Annotated in this window: 21 protein-coding genes and 1 pseudogene; 16 read left to right on the plus strand and 6 right to left on the minus strand. The window is 50.0% G+C overall.

Features of this window, described 5'->3' with window-relative positions; genetic code table 11:
• Positions 1–27: 27 nt before the first annotated feature.
• Entirely contained in the window at positions 28–672 is a 645-nt protein-coding gene (locus KNP06_RS11090; protein WP_214789028.1) for a plasmid pRiA4b ORF-3 family protein, read from the plus strand.
• A 43-nt stretch (positions 673–715) separates the two neighbouring features.
• Here KNP06_RS11090 and KNP06_RS11095 read toward each other — a convergent pair whose 3' ends face one another.
• Positions 716–2,209 (minus strand): DHA2 family efflux MFS transporter permease subunit, encoded by a 1,494-nt coding sequence (locus KNP06_RS11095; protein ID WP_214789031.1) that lies wholly within the window; start codon positions 2,207–2,209, stop codon positions 716–718.
• Positions 2,210–2,363: 154 nt separating this feature from the next.
• Between KNP06_RS11095 and KNP06_RS11100 the strand changes: the two genes are divergently transcribed.
• The 5 genes and pseudogenes from KNP06_RS11100 (at position 2,364) to KNP06_RS11120 (ending at position 6,582) form a co-directional block, all read left to right on the plus strand.
• Positions 2,364–3,236, plus strand: a complete 873-nt coding sequence (locus KNP06_RS11100) for a TetR/AcrR family transcriptional regulator (RefSeq protein WP_131472853.1) — start codon at positions 2,364–2,366, stop codon at positions 3,234–3,236.
• 146 nt (positions 3,237–3,382) lie between these two features.
• Positions 3,383–4,397 (plus strand): annotated as a pseudogene (locus tag KNP06_RS11105) (LacI family DNA-binding transcriptional regulator).
• Between the two features lie 351 nt (positions 4,398–4,748).
• Complete coding sequence (locus KNP06_RS11110) at positions 4,749–5,531, plus strand: ABC transporter substrate-binding protein (protein WP_483299235.1); 783 nt, start codon at positions 4,749–4,751, stop codon at positions 5,529–5,531.
• A gap of 92 nt (positions 5,532–5,623) precedes the next feature.
• Complete coding sequence (locus tag KNP06_RS11115) at positions 5,624–6,118, plus strand: hypothetical protein (RefSeq protein WP_214789034.1); 495 nt, start codon at positions 5,624–5,626, stop codon at positions 6,116–6,118.
• A 2-nt stretch (positions 6,119–6,120) separates the two neighbouring features.
• The gene (locus tag KNP06_RS11120) at positions 6,121–6,582 is read left to right on the plus strand and encodes a WapI family immunity protein (protein ID WP_214789037.1); all 462 of its coding nucleotides are present in this window, start codon (positions 6,121–6,123) and stop codon (positions 6,580–6,582) included.
• Between the two features lie 48 nt (positions 6,583–6,630).
• On the opposite strand, the gene KNP06_RS11125 is transcribed toward KNP06_RS11120, so the two are convergent.
• From KNP06_RS11125 to KNP06_RS11140, 4 genes are all read right to left on the minus strand, one after another.
• Complete coding sequence (locus KNP06_RS11125) at positions 6,631–6,813, minus strand: hypothetical protein (protein ID WP_211779991.1); 183 nt, start codon at positions 6,811–6,813, stop codon at positions 6,631–6,633.
• Positions 6,814–7,149: 336 nt separating this feature from the next.
• Complete coding sequence (locus KNP06_RS11130) at positions 7,150–7,938, minus strand: PTS transporter subunit EIIC (RefSeq protein WP_214789040.1); 789 nt, start codon at positions 7,936–7,938, stop codon at positions 7,150–7,152.
• A complete protein-coding gene (locus KNP06_RS11135; protein ID WP_214709491.1) occupies positions 7,935–8,282 on the minus strand; it encodes a PTS lactose/cellobiose transporter subunit IIA in 348 nt (115 codons plus the stop codon). Before KNP06_RS11135 ends, KNP06_RS11130 begins: the two co-directional genes overlap by 4 nt.
• A gap of 151 nt (positions 8,283–8,433) precedes the next feature.
• The gene (locus KNP06_RS11140) at positions 8,434–9,144 is read right to left on the minus strand and encodes a GntR family transcriptional regulator (protein ID WP_214789043.1); all 711 of its coding nucleotides are present in this window, start codon (positions 9,142–9,144) and stop codon (positions 8,434–8,436) included.
• Between the two features lie 199 nt (positions 9,145–9,343).
• On the opposite strand from KNP06_RS11140, the gene KNP06_RS11145 reads away from it, so the two are divergent.
• The 8 genes from KNP06_RS11145 to KNP06_RS11180 all read left to right on the plus strand — a co-directional run bounded on the left by KNP06_RS11145 (position 9,344) and on the right by KNP06_RS11180 (position 13,628).
• The gene (locus KNP06_RS11145; protein WP_214712172.1) at positions 9,344–9,787 is read left to right on the plus strand and encodes a hypothetical protein; all 444 of its coding nucleotides are present in this window, start codon (positions 9,344–9,346) and stop codon (positions 9,785–9,787) included.
• Positions 9,784–10,215, plus strand: a complete 432-nt coding sequence (locus tag KNP06_RS11150) for a hypothetical protein (RefSeq protein WP_214712173.1) — start codon at positions 9,784–9,786, stop codon at positions 10,213–10,215. The genes KNP06_RS11145 and KNP06_RS11150 overlap by 4 nt, the downstream gene beginning before the upstream one ends.
• Positions 10,216–10,219: 4 nt before the next feature.
• Positions 10,220–10,663 carry a hypothetical protein gene (locus tag KNP06_RS11155; protein ID WP_131472859.1) on the plus strand — a complete coding sequence of 148 codons (444 nt, stop codon included), beginning with the start codon at positions 10,220–10,222 and terminating at the stop codon, positions 10,661–10,663.
• Positions 10,664–11,173 carry a hypothetical protein gene (locus KNP06_RS11160; RefSeq protein ID WP_214789046.1) on the plus strand — a complete coding sequence of 170 codons (510 nt, stop codon included), beginning with the start codon at positions 10,664–10,666 and terminating at the stop codon, positions 11,171–11,173.
• A complete protein-coding gene (locus KNP06_RS11165; RefSeq protein WP_214789050.1) occupies positions 11,166–11,636 on the plus strand; it encodes a hypothetical protein in 471 nt (156 codons plus the stop codon). Before KNP06_RS11160 ends, KNP06_RS11165 begins: the two co-directional genes overlap by 8 nt.
• Positions 11,637–11,671: 35 nt before the next feature.
• Positions 11,672–12,217 (plus strand): AAA family ATPase, encoded by a 546-nt coding sequence (locus KNP06_RS11170; protein WP_214789053.1) that lies wholly within the window; start codon positions 11,672–11,674, stop codon positions 12,215–12,217.
• Positions 12,214–12,972 (plus strand): endonuclease/exonuclease/phosphatase family protein, encoded by a 759-nt coding sequence (locus KNP06_RS11175; protein ID WP_214789055.1) that lies wholly within the window; start codon positions 12,214–12,216, stop codon positions 12,970–12,972. The genes KNP06_RS11170 and KNP06_RS11175 overlap by 4 nt, the downstream gene beginning before the upstream one ends.
• A 266-nt stretch (positions 12,973–13,238) precedes the next feature.
• Complete coding sequence (locus tag KNP06_RS11180) at positions 13,239–13,628, plus strand: mannitol dehydrogenase family protein (protein ID WP_251128760.1); 390 nt, start codon at positions 13,239–13,241, stop codon at positions 13,626–13,628.
• A 77-nt stretch (positions 13,629–13,705) separates the two neighbouring features.
• Here KNP06_RS11180 and KNP06_RS11185 read toward each other — a convergent pair whose 3' ends face one another.
• Positions 13,706–16,063, minus strand: coding sequence for a bifunctional diguanylate cyclase/phosphodiesterase (locus tag KNP06_RS11185; RefSeq protein ID WP_251131584.1), 2,358 nt, complete (start codon positions 16,061–16,063; stop codon positions 13,706–13,708).
• Between the two features lie 161 nt (positions 16,064–16,224).
• Here KNP06_RS11185 and KNP06_RS11190 point away from each other — a divergent pair, with 161 nt between their 5' ends.
• Positions 16,225–17,067 carry a CPBP family intramembrane glutamic endopeptidase gene (locus KNP06_RS11190; protein ID WP_214789058.1) on the plus strand — a complete coding sequence of 281 codons (843 nt, stop codon included), beginning with the start codon at positions 16,225–16,227 and terminating at the stop codon, positions 17,065–17,067.
• A gap of 35 nt (positions 17,068–17,102) precedes the next feature.
• Entirely contained in the window at positions 17,103–17,627 is a 525-nt protein-coding gene (locus tag KNP06_RS11195; RefSeq protein ID WP_214789062.1) for a GNAT family N-acetyltransferase, read from the plus strand.
• Positions 17,628–17,644 lie beyond the last annotated feature (17 nt).

Raw genomic sequence — 17,644 nt, forward strand, 5'->3', positions numbered from 1 at the left:
AAAACGAAACTAGGAGGATCATAATCTATGTTTAAAGCATATCAATTTCAAATAAAACTATTGGACAGCCCGACCCCCGTATGGCGCCGCTTTATCATCCCGGCCGAGACGAACTTCAAACGACTTCATGATGCCATTCAAATCGTGATGTGGTGGGACGACTCCCACTTGGCGAAGTTTGAAGATGATTTACGAAAGCCGACGTTCCGGTTCGTGTTAAACCCTGAGGAAGTGTATGAACACAAAAGTCGCCTCGCACATTTAAAGGAAAAGTCAAAACTGAGTGATTTTGAAAAGGGCCTATTAGAACGCTTCAAACAAGTGACGGTTCGGGATATGAAAAACGTGAAGCTTCCGAATGTTATCGAGTCTCATCAAACACTCTACTATACGTACGACTATGGCGAGGAGTGGCAACATCAACTAACGCTTGAAAAAGTCGTCGACAACTACCCGTATCCATATCCGATGGTGACAGAGTGGGAAGGGGAGACGCCGTTTGAAGATGTCGGAGGAATGGCTGGGAATCAGATGATTCAAGACATCTTGAACGACCCGGCTCATCCGCAACACGAGGAGTATGTGGAAGCGTCAAAGGATGTACAACCGTATCAAGTCAATAAAATCAATTTCCTGTTACAAGAGTATGTGACAGTGAAGCGAATGAAATAAGACAGAAACAAGCCGTCCTAATCAAATAGGACGGCTTGTTGTGTTAATTCGCTTTTTTGAGCTCTTCTGCATCTTCTTTAAAGTCGAATTTCTTAACATCGACCCGTTTCACAAAGAACGCTAAGATGAGCGCCAAAATATTCATCCCGAGGGCGACATAGAACGAATACTGAATCCCTGAGAGCAACGCTTGTTGCGTCAATGCGCCCATCGCACTTTCGGTAAGTGTCGCTGGGTCGACGCCGGTCATGAGCGATTCGGCTTCGGTCCGTGTCACCGAGTTCATGACGGTGATAAGGATGGCCGTACCGATCGCACCCGACACTTGTTGGGCAGTGTTGTTGATGGCAGTCCCGTGCGGGTTGAGATGCGTTGGCAACTGATTAAGACCGTTAGTTAAAATCGGCATCATGACCATCGACATCCCGAACATGCGAAGCGTGTACGTCGTCACGATGTACGTGTACGTCGAATCGAGTTGGACGTTGGCGAGCATGTATGTCGAGATCGCGGTAATCGTGAGACCTGTGATCGAGAGTAACTTCGGTCCGAACTTATCGAACAGTTTCCCTGTAATCGGGGACATGATCCCCATGATGATCGCACCCGGTAACAACATGAGCCCAGAGTCGAGCGGCGAGATGCCACGGACACTCTGTACGTAGGCCGGTGTCAAAATCATTCCGGAGAACATGGCGACGGCGTTGACAATCGCGATGATTGAAGCGAGCGCGAACATCGGGTATTTGTATGCCCGTAAGTCGAGGAGCGGTTTCTCCATGTTGAGCTGACGGATGACGAAGGCGATCAACGCGACGAACCCGACGATCATCGTCGTCAAGACGATTGGGTTATCCCAGCCGTCTGAACTCGCTGAGCTGACACCGTACAAGACGCCACCGAACCCGAGCGTTGATAAGACGAGTGACAAGTAATCGAGCGATTGGTCTTTATTTTGGACCATGACGTTCTCGGCTTTCCAGATGGCGAGACCGAGACCGATGATGGCGAGCGGGAGAATCATCTCGAACAAGACGCGCCAGTCGTAGTACTCGACGATGTAGCCCGAGAGTGTCGGACCGATTGCTGGTGCTGAAATCATGACGAGACCGAAAATGCCCATCGCCGTTCCGCGTTTTTCACGCGGGAAACTGACGAGCATGACGTTCATCAAGAGCGGTCCCATCGTAGACGCCCCGACCGCTTGAATCATCCGGCCGGCGAGTAAGGCACCGAAGTTCGGAGAGAAAGCGGCGATGGCCGTCCCGAGCGCGAAAATCGCCATCGACGTGATGAAGAGACCACGGTTCGAGAACCGGGTGATCAAGTAGGCCGATGCCGGGACGAGCACGCCTGTGACGAGCATAAATCCTGTCGCGAGCCATTGGACGGTCGAGTAGTCAGCAATCTCCAAATCGACCATGATCGATGGGAGCGCGACGTTAAGTAAAGAGTTGTTGAGAAAGGCGATGAACGCCCCGACAAAGAGGACCGCGAGCATGAGATACGGCGGTTTCTTTTGGAATTCTGGTTTCATACGAGTTGCTCCTTTATGTTCTGAATAGTTATATACTAGTAAGTGTCGATGTAGTGATTTTATACCCGCCGTACAAATAAATCAACCATTTTGTACTGTCGGTTCAAAATGGTATACTTAAGGCAGAAACCAGACAGAACGGAGCAATCAGTATATGAAGGATAAGAAACGAAAAGTTGCTGACGTCGCCATGGCTTTGTTCATTGAGAACGGAGTGCAGCAGACGTCGGTCCAAGAAATCATCGAACGGGCCAACATCTCAAAAGGCACGTTCTATAACTACTTCGCCTCGAAGACGGACTGTGTCGCCAACATTCTCGAGAACTTGCGCTATGACGCTGGACAACGCCGGATTGAGATGCAGATGGGACGTGACAAGCGCGACAAGGACGTCTTTATCGAGCAGATTTCGATTCTCATTCAATTGAACGAGGAGCGGAACCTCCACGCCTTGTTCGAGTCGATTATGTCAGCGAATGAACCTGAATTAAAAAAGCTCGTCCTACAACACCGCGTCTATGAGATCGAATGGCTCGCCATGCGTCTGACGGAAATTATCGGGGAAGAGATTCGCCCGTATTCGGTCGAGTTGACAGTGCTCTTCAACGGGATGTTGCAACATATCCTGTTCACACTCCGCATCACGAACACAGCCTACTCGATTCAGCGATTGATTCGTAATTTGTACGCCTACGTCGAGTTGATGGCGGCGCGTATGGTCGACACCGGAGAACATATCTTGAACCCGGTCACTGTCGATCAAATGCGGGGGACGACGGATAAGAACCTCGTCACGAAAGATGAGTTGATTGGGATGGCAGCGCGCATCCATGAGCACGTGAAGATGACCGAGGAACAAGCCGATTTATTCGAAGCAATCACGTACGAGCTCCATCAAGACCGGCTCCGTAAAATCGTCCTTGAACAGTTGCTGAAACCGTTCCAACGTTTGTTCAAAGGTGAGACGGGAGAGACGGAAGTTCAAAAGTTCACGAATCTCGTTTGGTTATACACGCGGACACACTAACGACAAAAAATGATTTTATCCCTTAATATAGAAGAAACACGGTACGAAAATAAATCTCAAAATATGCCACGAAAAAGAATTGATTCCTACAAATTCATGCCCTACAATCAAATTACCGAAAGCGCTTTCGGTAAGAGGAGAATGACATGGGCACGATTTATGATTTAGCTAAAAAAAAACGGCTTTTCGATTACGACGGTCTCCAAAGCGTTGAACAACTATAAGGACGTCAGCGAAAAGACGAGAGCCAAAATATTACAAGCAGCGGCTGAGATGGACTATCTGCCGAACGCACACGCCCAGTCGTTATCAACGAAAAAATCGTGGGCGATCGGAGTCACGTTCTCAGAAGCGAACGAAGTCGGAATGAAACATCCATTTTTTAACGGCATCATTGAAAGTTTCCGTCACGCGACCGAGGAACACGGCTACGATTTAATCTTCGCCTCTCGTAACCTCCGCAACCGCGACATGAGTTACCTCGAACACTTCAAACATCGAGCAGTCGACGGCATCGTCGTCATCTGTTCGGACCGGATGGACGAACAAGTCCAAGAGCTCATGCAAAGCGATATCCCGATCGTCGTGATCGATATGGACAGCGCTAACTGTAGCGTCGTCTATTCCGACAACTCGGAAGGGGCCCGCATGGCTGTGAACTACTTGTATAAGTTAGGCCATCGCGCCATCGCACATATCGCCGGCGATTCGTCGATTGACGCTGGGGCGGCCCGGGTCAAGGGGTATGAGCTTGCCATGCACGCGCTCGATTTACCGATTCAACCAGGATACTTGGTGAACGCCGGGTTCTTCTCGGTCGAGGAAGGCAAACAAGCGATGGAGCAGCTATTGCAACTCCCATCTCCGCCGACTGCCGTCTTCGTCGCAGGTGACCAAATGGCCATCGGCGCGATCGAAGCCGTTCATAAACATGGCCTCCGGGTGCCAGAAGACATCTCGATCATCGGTTACGACGATATCGAGATGATCAAGTACATCACTCCGAAGCTGACAACGATTCGTCAAGATACGGACGAAATCGGGGAAGCGGCGGCCGAGCTGTTGATTGAACAGATGACGGCCAAAGAACGACGCACGGAACGACGCGTCATCCCAGTCCGCTTGATTGAACGGGCGTCATGCGCACCGATTATAAAGTAAAGAAGTCACGATGATGTTTCGAAGTCGCTTTGTTCGCTTCAGCGGAATGGAGAGGAGAGAGCGATTTCGAAAATCATTTACCTCGAATCGAAACCGCTTTCGATATTTTATTTAGTTATTTTAGAAAGCGCTTTCGATGAATTATTACCTCTTCTTGAAAACGCTTTCTAAAAACTACTTATAAAGGACGGGTTCACACATGCGAAAAAATTAGTTAGCTTACTCTCGATCGGAGCACTATCAGTCGGCGTCTTAGGCGCGTGCTCAAACGACGAAGGATCTTCAGAAGCGACAGGCGGCAAAGACGACGTACTTAAAGTTTGGTCGTTCAGGGACGAACTTAAAGAGCCAATCAAAACATACGAAGAGAAGAACGGCGTTAAGGTTGAATTGACAATCGTTCCAATCGCGAACTATCCGACAAAACTTAAGCCGGCACTTGAAAGCGGCGTTGGGGCACCGGACGTCTTCACAGGAGAAATCGCGTTCCTCAAGCAATGGGTTGACGCAGGATACTGGGAAAACCTTTCAGACGAGCCTTATAACGTCGACGATATCTCAGACGATTACATCCCTTACGTCTTCGACCTCGGGAAAGATAAAGATGGCAACGTGCGCGCGCTTTCTTGGCAAACGACACCAGGTGGCGTCTACTACAAACGTAGCTTAGCGAAAGAAGTCCTCGGTACGGACGATCCGGCTGAAATCGGCAACATGATGAGCTCGATGGACGGCGTCTTCGAAGTTGCTGAGAAGATGAAGCAAAAAGGCTACAAGATGTTCCCGGACGAAGGCGCGATCCGTTGGTTCTCACAAGGCGCGAACCCAGAAGCATGGGTAAACGACAAGAACGAACTCGTCTTGACAGAAGACAAGATCAACTACATGGACTACGCGAAAGAACTTCGTGAGAAACAATACACGGCACTCGCTCCAGAATGGTCACCATCTTGGTTCGAAGGGATGTCGAAGCCGATCAAAGTGAAAGAAGACGGCAAAGAAGTGGAGACACAAGTCTTCTCTTACGTCCTTCCGACATGGGGTCTCCACAGCGTCTTGAAAGACAGCGCGAAATGGTACGCAGGCGTCATCGCGGACCAGAAAGCCAAACACGCGGATAGCGTCGAGGCGTAAGCTGGATCCATCCCTGCCGCTACAGGGGTGGATTTTTTGTGTGGAACCGATTCAAGCGGGGAACGTATGAAGTATGGAGAGGAGGACGGATGATGGCGTCACACCATAGAACGAATCAAGAGCGGGAACAGGGTAAGACGACCACGCTTATGATGATGTCGATGCTGTGCTGGTTCATGTACGGTTTGCTCTATGGGTTTGTCTATTCGAATGTCCTCATGATCTTTATTGTGTTGTTCTCTTCTTTTTTAGGCGTGAGAGGACTGATGGAACGGGACAAACGGATTGAACGGGAAATTAGTGATCTCGGTGTGGAGATTGATTCGGAAGAAGGGGAGATGTTGATGAAACGTGAATATGCGACGTACGAAGTGACAGGCTATGACGACAAAGGAAAAATCAAGTTCATTCATTTGAAGGAAGGCGAGTTCGTCTTGCCGGTCGAGATCAAAGGCGACGACTTGACGAAAATCAAGAAGATGATGGAACTCAATCCAGGCGTGACGGTTATCATCCATGCGGCCGTCGATCAGAAACGGATGCGTCTACAGGAGATTGACGGCTATTCGCTCAGGAAGGACGGATAACGATGCCCATCGCCAAACTGATGTCACGAGATGAGTCATGTGATGTAACGATTGAAAGCTACGCCTATGCCTATCCGGACGCCGACAACATCCATGACGCGGCCTGGCATCGCAACTGGGTCGGGCTTCATACGCCGGACCATCGCATCACGTTCGATGACATTATGCTCGACAGTTTGCTCGTCGCACACTACATACCGGTATTCGAGTCGTTCGTTGCCGGTGACATGCAACAAGTTGAGTTCGAACCGACAGAACCGTATATCCGCTTGACGGTGACGAGACGGGACGCGGATGGGGACGAAGTGGACGTGCGAGGCCATCTGGAGCACCCGCTCGGGGACGAGGTGGAAGAACTTGATATTAACTTTGAAACCTCTGTAGCGAACGTGGAACGCTTCCTAAAAGGCTTGCGGGACATCGCAGCTGAATTTCCGATCCGGGAACGTGAGAGTGATTTGTAATAAGATGAAACAGATGAAAAAAACGCCGTGACAGTAAGTGTCATGGCGTTACGAATCGAGTTGTGATTTATTGGCCCGGTACTTGCCTAACGAGTAGGCGGCACATAGAAGAAAAATCATATGTAGCCCGATGCCGATCAACATCGCATACGGGACGATGGATTTGAACCCAAGCCCGAAGGTGAGCGCTGCACTCGATAAGATCATGAAGCTAGGGGTGTAGTTTTTCATATCCAGTTACTCCTTATCTATTTGTTAGTAACTATCTTAGGTAGAAGAAGAGAAATCAAGAGTAGGGCCACCGATAGCCCGTAAGCTATAGACAAGATAGTTCTCGTGTCTTCTCTTGATAACTGAAATCCGACAATCATAGCCATCGCTAGAGCGAACGTAGGCAAAATAGCGATAGCAAACGCGATCCATTGCATATTTTTTCTTGTCATAGAGATCTTTCCTCATTTCTAAGTCGTGGCGACTGAGCGGACAATGTTTGAGGACCATCCACATTATTACTTGTTTCCCTAAATATAACAGCCCTTCTCATCGCTGAAAAGGGCTGTCTTGGGCTTAGGCTGACGCTTTGTCTGCGTCTTCTTGTGCTTTCAACTCTTCACCGTACGACACGCGGTCTTGCATGCGGACGAACGGGAGGTAGACGGCTACGGCCATGGCAATCGTTGCAATCTGCAAGAGCGCTGCACGCCATCCGCCGATTAAGAAACCGGAGATTACTGGTGGTGTCGTCCATGGCACTTGAAGCGAGTTGAACGGGTCGACCCAGCCCCAAAGGATTGAGAAGTACACCATGAACGATGCGATGGCAGGAACGATGACGAACGGTACGAACATGATCGGGTTGAACACAATCGGCATCCCGAAGATGACCGGCTCGTTGATGTTGAAGAGACTTGGTGCAAGCGAGAGCTTACCGAGTTGCTTCAAGTGAGCCGAGCGGGCGACGATGAGTGTTGCGATAATGAACCCGATTGTGATGCCTGATCCACCGAGCTTCGTGAACACGTCGAGGAACTGGATTGTAACGATTTTCGCGTTCTCACCGGCAAGGAGTGTTTCACCCGCATCGAGGAGTGCTTGGTTTTGAAGCGTGTTAGCTGTAAGGAGTGGTCCCTTAATCCCCATGAGGATGGCAGCACCGTGAATTCCACACCACCACATGACTGACATGAGCACCACGATGATGACGACTCCGGCAAGTGTGTCTGTCAAGTTTTGAAGTGGTGCTTGAAGCACGTCATAGACGACTTCTGTGAACGTATGCTCGGCAACCGCTTTCATCTTTTCGACTAACATACTTGTTGACATACCTGCTGCACAGAAGAGTCCGATTTTCATCATTTTTGATCCATTCCTTTCAATTGGTTGATTTCGTTTTGCATGTTCATCATATAGCCGAGCATCTCTTTTACGAGGATCGTGTTCATTAAGTGGTCTTGCGCGTGCACCATGAGGACTCCGACCGTAGCCGTTTTCCCTTGTGCCTCGAGTGTGACGAATTTCGTCTGGATGGCGTGTGCTTCTTTTAATGTCGCGTCACCAGCTTTGACCGCTTCAGCCGCTTCTTCTGCTTTGCCTTCTTGCATCAACAGCATCGCATGATGGTAGCTTGCTTTCGCGTCGCCTGAAAGGGCGATTAAACCGAAGATATCTTTGGGAGTAATTTCAATTGTTTCAGAAACCATAGTATCTCTCCTTTTTGTATGGATAACCAAAATTCATAGTTACAAATTATAAAAAGATGATAGTGAACGATGCCGCTTACATGTAAACCCTTTCTTTTGCCCGAAATGCGAACATAAAAAAACGCACACGAGAACAATCTCTCGAGCGCGTTTAGGACTTGATGTTTGAGACTTTGAGCATCTTCACATGACGGAAATGATGTGTCGAGCGCGATACGTCGAAGATTTGACCGTTTGTCAAATAGACGGTGTTGTCAACGAGGAGGGCCGGATCGTTTTCGTTCAACCCGAGTAGTTTGGCATCTTCTGCGTTCAAAAAGTCGGCGTAAATGACACGATCGGCGAAACCAATGGCGAGTTTTTGGTCGTTGCGGAAGTAGTTGTAAATCGACTTCTCGGTGATGTTCCGGTCGAGATAGACGACAAGGTCTTTCCGGAAATACGAATCCTCGACCGAGAACGGATGGTCATCGACGAGCCGGAGACGTTTGACGTAGTAGACGGGCGTCCCGACGTTGCACTTCATCCGTTCGGCCACTTCATCGTTCGCTGTCGTCAATTCGAAATCAAGGACGCGCGTCTCGACTTTCCGTCCACTGAAGTCGCTCGTGAGACCTTGCAACTTCTCGAGGTTCACGTAATCGCTCATATAATGGTCACGGACGAAGACGCCGCTCCCTTGGACTTGATAGACGTAGCCTTTATTGACGAGAATCTCGATCGCTTTTCGGATCGTGTTGCGACTGACGCCGTATTTCGTGGCGTATTCTTCCTCGGTGAGGAGCTTGTTCGTATGTTGATAGACGTGATTCATAATATCCGTCTCAATCTGTTCAGCGACTTGCTTATACTTTGGACCCATGACTTTCTGCACCTTTCGCAACAAAATTTGTAGGTATGAATACGCTATCAGTATATCGGAAATTATAGATTGATGGACGACAATCCTTCGGCATTTGTTGAAAAACGTCGAACGATTGTGAAGAGAATCCTTGAAAATGGCGAAACGAATTTGAAAGGGTTTCGTATAGAAAAGGAGAAGAGTTGAGGAGGAGAAGGATATGGCACAATCAGTTCGAATGGAACGGGAACGAGAATGGAAGCAACGGCATACACGCATCGGGTACGTCTTATTGGTGGTGGTCATCCTGACGTTCGCGTTGATGTTCGTTGGACAGACGACGTGGATGACTGTCCCGCTCGGTCTCGTCGGAATCGCCCTGCTCGTCTCGGACGTGGCGAAATATCGGATGAGACGGTCGTTTCTGGTCAATCCTGTCGCCAAAAAGATGCTCCGCTGGCAATTAGGATACGACCTCGTAAATACGAGTGTGCTTGTCATCATGGTCGGTGGGCTATTGATCTTTAGTCGAGACAACCTCTATTGGGCGTTCGCTGTCGTCATCTGGGGAATCATGGCCGAGATCGTGTCGCGCCGTTTGAACCGGACACTACAAGAATATGACCCAATCTTACGCGCCCTCGAGTTGGAGGAAGTGAAATGAAGAATCGTCGAGTAGAGGCGGAGCGCGCCTGGTTTCGCGCATTCCACCAACTGATTTTTGGGATTTTAGGCGTGTTTCTCGTCATCGTGATCCCCGCCACGATATGGACGGACAGTTTGGATTGGGGCATCGTTTATACGGGGCTTATGCTCGTCCCCATCAATGTGATGTACGTCAAGCGTTACCGGATGCGGCGGACGTTGAATCCGCAATTGTCGCATCTCTATCGCCGACAAATCGGAAGTGACTGCCTGAATACGGTCGCCTTTTTTATCGCCATCAATGGGGGGAAGCTGCTAGAGTCGAATACAGCATATATCGGTGGAGTTCTGATTGTGGGCGTGGCCGGATGGGTGACGATGCGAATCGAGAAGCGGATGAAAGAAGAGGATGTGTGGCGTCCTACATATGAACAACTGAGGGGGTGAGCGGATGGAGAATCAGATTCAACAAGAAGTCCGATGGGTGAAGCGAATCCGACGAATCGGTGTACCAGTACTAGTCCTCTATATCCTATCTATGATTGTGGCCCTTCTATTCGAAAAGATGTTGTTGATTCCTTTAATGTGGTCCGTGGCGCTGTTTCTAATTTTCATGGGGCATACACAATACCGCCTCCTTCGGCACTTCTCGACGCATCCGAAAAGCTTACGGTGGTTGCAAGTCGAATACGCGGACACGTGGATTAGCGCAATACTGATGGGTACGTTCATGACGACCTTACTCACAACGGAGTCGCTTGGATTTGGAATTGGATTTCTATTTGGGATTTGGGGTTTGACTGAAAAATATCGTTCCCGCATCATTGCGCGTCAATTGAAACAGTATGATCCCGATATACCGACATATGATGAAGTCATCGAAAGGATGAGTTGAATGGAACTGTCACCACAATCAAAACAACAAATTGATACGATTCTTCGATTTGAAAAGTGGACCGGTTGGGGTTTTGGCATCCTGGCTGTTTCTGCAATCGTTGGGATGCTCGTTTACGCATCGTACTGGGAGATGCCTGACTCGTTTTTTCTAGTGTTCTTAGTAGCGATTTTCGCTATGTTGATTAGCATTGAAACGACTCGATTCCTCATGTGGCTCCGGTTCGTGAAAAACGAAAAAGCACGAAAGCTGCTCACGCTGCGGTACACGATTTATTTGATTGGGTTTAGCGCGATCGGATACTACGGGGTCGTCGTATTTTATGAGACGCCACAACCGCAGACGTTCCAGGCGTTCTTGTTGTCGCAAGCCTTTTTCTGGGGAGCTGCCTTTTTCGGCAGATGGCTCGATCGTATCATCCAAAAGCATGACGGTCATTATTTGACGGGAGAGGACTTAAAGTTGATTCGGGAAGCCCGTGAGATGGAGCAGGAGCGAGAGCATGGATAAGCGTAGCCAAATGCGTGAATTGACGGCGTTCGATCAGAGAAAGCATTCCACGCAAGTGTTTTTGTCAGCGGTGTTGGCCGCGCTTCTATTTTTCTCATTAGAGTATAATTGGCTCTCACCAATGACAGTCATATTTCTCAGTGTCGCAGCGGGTCTTCCTGATTTTCGTAAGATGTGGCAACGCGAGAACATCAAAAAGCAGTTTTTGAAGTCGGATGCAGCAAAGCGCCTCATCCATCTTAACTCCATCTTCGGGCTCGTGACGCTACCATTCTTCCTAGTGTGGGTTTATGCATTGTTCACGGATTTGATTACACTCCAAACGTTCGCTTTGATTGGGCTAGGAGCATATGGGCTCGCTATTCTTGAGCATCGTCTGTACGAGCGTCACATGGCTCAGCTCGACGATCACTACGTCACGGAAGCCGAATTGAGAGAAGAGCAAAAGTGGGGGAGCGCTTAGGCGCTTCCTTTTACATGTTGAAGGGGGAACAATTGATGAAGTGGAAGGTATGGATTATCTCGGGACCGGCTGGCGTCGGAAAGTCGACGACGGCGAGACGGCTCGCTCAAGACATGGAGAAGAGTGCATATGTGTCTGGTGACGATATCAGTCATATGACGGTGTCCGGTCGTGAAAGGCCATGGGAATCGGAGCGGGCGAACGACCTGGTATGGAAGAACATCGTATCTTTAACCGATAATTTTCTTGAAGCGGGATATGATGTCGTCGTCGACTGGGTCGCACTTTGGAAGGACGTGAAGCGCTACACGGCGCACTGGATTGAACAAGGTATTGAAGTGCGCTACGTCATCTTATGGGCGGAGCAAGACGTTCACGTCCAACGTGATCAACACCGGCCGAGCGATGCGCAGATGGGGGAGCGGGTTATCATATTGCGGAACGAGTTTTTAAGTTCCGGTGCACCGGACTGTTACTATTTAGACAACACGGTCGGTGAGTTGAGCGAAACGATTCAACAGCTTCAAGAAAGCGAACAATTCGTGCTGACAGATTTGCAACAAAGTGGAGCCAGTACATGAGGATTGCGACGTTCAACCTCTGGAACAATCCAACATGTTGGTCGGAGCGGATCGAGTCCATCTGTGCCACAGTGAAGATGATTGACGCCAATGTGCTGGCGTTTCAAGAAGTCAAAACGCATGTGGAAGGGGAGCGAGGCATCAGTGTAGCCGAGCAAATCGCCAACGAGACGGGTTATCGAAATTGCGTGTTTCTCGCTTATCCGGACTCACCCGATGAAGGACTCGCAATCTTAAGCAACATTCCGCTCGATACGCATGATGCGATTTGGCACCACGATGTCGAAGAAGCGAACTACTGTGCGATGCGGGTGACGTTCCAGGCAGCAGGTCACACGTTCGGGTTGACGAACGTCCATTTGAATTGGCGGTCGCCGGACATTCGGGAAACGCAAGTGCGGGCCGTCCGCGAGTGGATTGGTGAGGGAGAACGTTACGAGCTGCTATGTGGTGACTTCAATGACAATCCGCAGTCGGAGATTTATCGTGATTTGACCGCACATCGTTGGATTGATGTCGCCACATGTCATCGTGGAGGGGATGAGCCGACGTTGGATTATAGACACAATCCGTATTTGAAACAGGATGCCTTGCTGAAACGACCGTCGCGTTATGATTGGATGTTATTGCGTCACGACGAAGGAAACGTCCCGCTCATCTCGAGCGTGGACGTGTTTGGGAAGACGTCCGATTCAATCACCGACATGCTGCCGAGTGATCACTATGGAGTCTTACTCGATCTCGACATCTCTTAAAAAAGGGGGAACGCTTAGTCGCTTCCCCCTTTTTCATTTGAACGTGCGGATGACGAGGTAGAGACAAATGAGGAACGGGATCAAGAACATACTTCCGATCCACTCGCCTTGACCGAATAGGAGCCAGGCGAAGAGCTGGAATGACAAGACGCCGCCGGCAACACGTCCGGCAAAGCGATACGCTTACGGGCGAAGCGACGGGTCATCCCACCATTCTTTAAAGAACGGGAAGCTGAACAAGAGCGCGAGCGCCAAGAAAAAAGCGGCTGGAAACACGAGAGGCGAAAGAACATAGCCAATACATTCAAAAGATCATCAAACGATTCGAGAATCCGAAGTTGAAAGATGAAGTCTCACGCGTCGCCCGCTCACCAATCCGTAAGCTCGGACCGAGTGACCGGCTCGTCAAACCGGCCCGCGAACTCATTGATAACGGCATCGAACCGAATGAACTGGCCTACGGAATCGCGGCTGCCTTGACCTATTACAACCCTGAGGATTCAGAATCTTCTGAACTTAATCTTTCCATCGAAGAAGACGGCATCGTCTCGACGGTAGAAAAATATCTCCAACTGCATGAGGACGATACGCTGACGAAGCTGATCCTCGAGCAATATCACTTGATTCGCGAGCAAGAAAAAGCGCAAGTCTCGTAAAACGATTCTCCTGTGCCTGGTGGCATGGGAGAATTTTTGCATACAAAAAAGACTGCAGCGTAAGGGCTGCAGTCTGATTAAGCGCGTGTCTTTCCAAACTCGATGTACGTCGTGACTGATTTTACATGTTTCACGACGTCCTTTTCAAGAAGTGGACGACTGAAGTAATATCCTTGGACGTAATCACACTGTTCGTTCAGTAACCATTCGAGCTGATCCGACGTCTCGACGCCTTCCATGAGCACTTTCATGCCCAAGTTATGACCGAGTTGAATCATCGAGCGAACGATGGCTTCCTGGTTCCGATCGGTGAACAAGTTGACGATGAACGACCGGTCGATTTTCAATACTTGGACCGGTAGCTCACGCAATTGACGGAACGACGAGTAGCCCGTCCCGAAATCGTCGAGTGAGATTAAAATCCCGAACTGATGGAGCTGGGTGAGTTTCTCTCGCGTCGATTCTTCATATGACAGCATCGACGACTCCGTCACCTCGAGCTCGAGGAACATCGGGTCCATCCCGGTCTCATCCAAGATGGCCTGGAGCGACTCGACGAAATCCTCACGCGCGAACTGGAGCGGCGAGACGTTGACCGAAAGCGTGAACGGTTTCACGCCGGATTTCTTCCAACGGACCCAGGCTCGGCAAGACTCACGCATGACCCAACTGCCGATTGAGTGAATCAGGCCGGTGTTCTCCGCGATTGGAATGAAGTCTGTCGGTGACACGTGACCGAGCTCGCGGTTGTTCCAACGCAGAAGCGCCTCAACGCCTTCGAGTCGATTTTGCGTAAGTGACACTTTCGGCTGGTACACGAGTGAAAACTCATTTCGGTCGAGCGCCTGCGCGAGCGCCTTTTCGATTTCGACGGTACGAAGGATTTGATGCTTCGACTCGTCTTCGAATTCTTTAATTTGATTCTTACCGGTCCGTTTCGACTCGTGGACGGCGAGGCGTGCGTATTGCACGAGCTCCTCGGCCGACTTCGTATCTTTCGGATAATGACTGATGCCGGCGCTCATCGTCAGTTCGACGGTCGTCCCGTCGATATCGAACGGTTGCGAGATCGCCTTGATACACTTCTCGGCTTTCTGTTTGGCGAGCGTGCTCCGCTTGTCGAACAACAAGATGATGAATTCGGATGAACCGACGCGCGTCAAAATGTCATCCGGGTGAATGGTCACTTGCAGGCGTTCGGCGATTTGCATCGTCAATTCGTCCGAACCATGATGACCGAGCATGTCGCTCAAGAACCGCCAACGATCGATGTCGATGTAGAGACAAGCGACCGGGTCCTCGATTTGAATATGTTCGGCGAGAATACGTTCGAGCTTGTGCCGGTTCGGCAAATCCGTGAGCGTGTCGTGGTACGCCATATGTTCGACGAGACGCTGTGAGGCGATCGTTTCTGAGACGTCACGGAGGAACCAAAGCATCTGGTCCATCGTTTCGCCTTTGAGTGGGTAACTCGTCACTTCGATTGTTCGGTCATCGATGTCAATGCGCCGTGGTTCATAAAACGGTTGATTGATCGTGAGCGACGGATGATAGTCTTGGAAAAAAGCATCTTCTTCGATTTCGTCAAACAAGCGATAGAACGCCATGTTCGCATATTGGATCATTCCATCTTTCGTCGTCGTGACGATGGCATCCGTCGTCGACTCAAGAATCGTCGCTTGAATGAACTCTCGTTTACGAAGGTGACGATCGAGCGTGAGCGACAGAAAGAAAATCGCGAACAAGAGAATCGTGATCGCCGTGACGAGCCATGCGAGTAACGATGGCCCGATCGCATTGGCGAACGGACGATCCGTCTCGATGAACGTGAACGAAGCGGCTAGCATCCCGACGAAGTGCATGCCGAAGATGGCGATGCCCATCAGCAACGAGAAGAATACTTTCAATTCGAGATCGATCTTTTGCTTGGCGTACTTCGAGAAGAAACCAATCCAGAGGGCGACGAGCGAGGCGCCAATCGCAATCAGAATCGATAACGCCGCAAGCCATGGATTATACGAAGTCACTACACCTTGCAAGGCGGCCATGCCGACATAATGCATGATCGCGATACTGCCGCCCATCACAACCCCGGCACCGATCAAAGCAGGGCGGGTCGTGCGACGCGAGACGATCAAGAAGCCGAAAATACAGCCGACCATGGCGATGATGACGGAAAATAGGACGAGCGGGATCGAATACGTGACCGGTCGCAACGCCTCATGCGCGAGCATGGCGATAAAATGCATCGACCAGATCCCGAGACCGAGCGTCGCACCTCCAGCTAAGATCCACACGTTTTGGACGGAACGGTTCGCTGAATTGACACGTCGCGCCAGTTCGATGGCGGCGTAAGCGGAAACGGCGGCAATCAGATAGGATAGAATCACAAGAAACAGGTTGTGACTCATCGAGTGTTCAACGACTGGTTCCATATATACCTCACTATGAATGTAATTTTGTTGTAATTTTCATTATACCTTGGAAAACAAAAGTCCATCTATCATTTTGCTTTTTATAATGAAAATATTTTTTGCGTGAAATAGGGAAGTCGTACGGAAAGCGGGTAAACTACGGATAGAAGGAGGGGAGACGAGTGATTCCGACAAAGAAAGAAGTCACCTTATTTCTCCTCATCGCGTTCGGGTTCTCATGGCTGACGTGGTGGGGGCTGTATATGTGGACCGGATTACCGATCCAGGTGATTATCGTGATTGGGGCGTTTGGTCCAAGTCTGGCAGGGAGCTATATGGCGTTCCGAGAGAATGGCTGGTTAGGAGTGAAGACGCTTTGGAAGCGAGGGTTCGAGTGGAAGATGTCCGTTCGCTATTACGCGTTCGGGCTCTTGTTCCTGCCTGTGTTGTTTTTGATTGCCTATTGGTGGTCCGATGCCGATGGCGCGTCGTTACTGGAACGTCCATGGCTCGTTGTTCCCTATTTCCTCTACATGTTGTTTCTTGGAGGAACAATCCAAGAAGAGTACGGGTGGCGCGGATATTTGCTCGATGCGTTTCAACTGAAAGTCACGCCCGTCAAGGCGAGCCTGTTCGTCGGCGTCATCTGGGCTGGCTGGCATATTCCGCTCTTCTTCATGGAGGGGTCGGGGCAGTCATTGATCCCGTTTTGGGCGTATGGCTCGGCAATTCTGGCGTTCACGTTTATCATTTCGTGGCTCTATAATGTCACGACGATGAACTTATGGTCCGTGTTCTTATTGCACACGATGTTCAACGTCTCGTTCACGCTCGTTCCGTTAATTGAGCCGGGCGCGTTCCCGATTGGATTTCTTCACTTGACGCTGTTACTCCTTACGACCGCGATCATCCTCGTCTGGCAGACGCACGGCCATCTCGGTTATGATCACCTCGAGCAACTCGAAGCGGTCGAAGGATCGCATCAAGCGAACGTTACACCCAATCGGGACGCGGGTAAAGACTAGCACGTACAATTCAGGACTAGAGGGAAGTGGAGACATTGAACTTTCGCCCGCTTGACCGCGAAGACGTCAAGCCGCTCCAACGACTGTTCATGGAGAGTCTGAGTGACTTGATTCGCCGAGAACAGTTTGAGGATGCCGACTTGCTGGATGAAGAAGTCGAACGGTTGAATACGACCGTTCAAGACAGTTTCGAGGACGAGACCGTTCAAATTTTTGTGGTGCTCCAAGGCGACGTCATCGTAGGGGCGGCCGCGATGTTGCCTCCGAATGACATCATTGCCGCACACGTCGACATCGAGCCAAACGTTCCTGAAATCGGATGCATGTACGTCGCACCTGGTGCCCAACGCCAAGGTGTCGGTCGTTTCTTGATTCACAACATGAGACGTCAACTCGTGGCGAATCAACAAACAGCATTCTATTTAGATGCAGGCTTTCCGACGTCACAAGCCTATTGGGAGAAGCAACTCGGTCCGCCGCTCGCGACGATTGAGCACTATTGGGGACCGGGGGCGCATCATAAAATTTGGCGTTGTCCCGCCATTGAAAAAGAGACTTGACCGCGACGCGATCAAGT

Origin of the sequence: Exiguobacterium sp. s21, from assembly GCF_018617975.1 — a bacterium.
Lineage (GTDB): Bacteria > Bacillota > Bacilli > Exiguobacteriales > Exiguobacteriaceae > Exiguobacterium > Exiguobacterium mexicanum_A.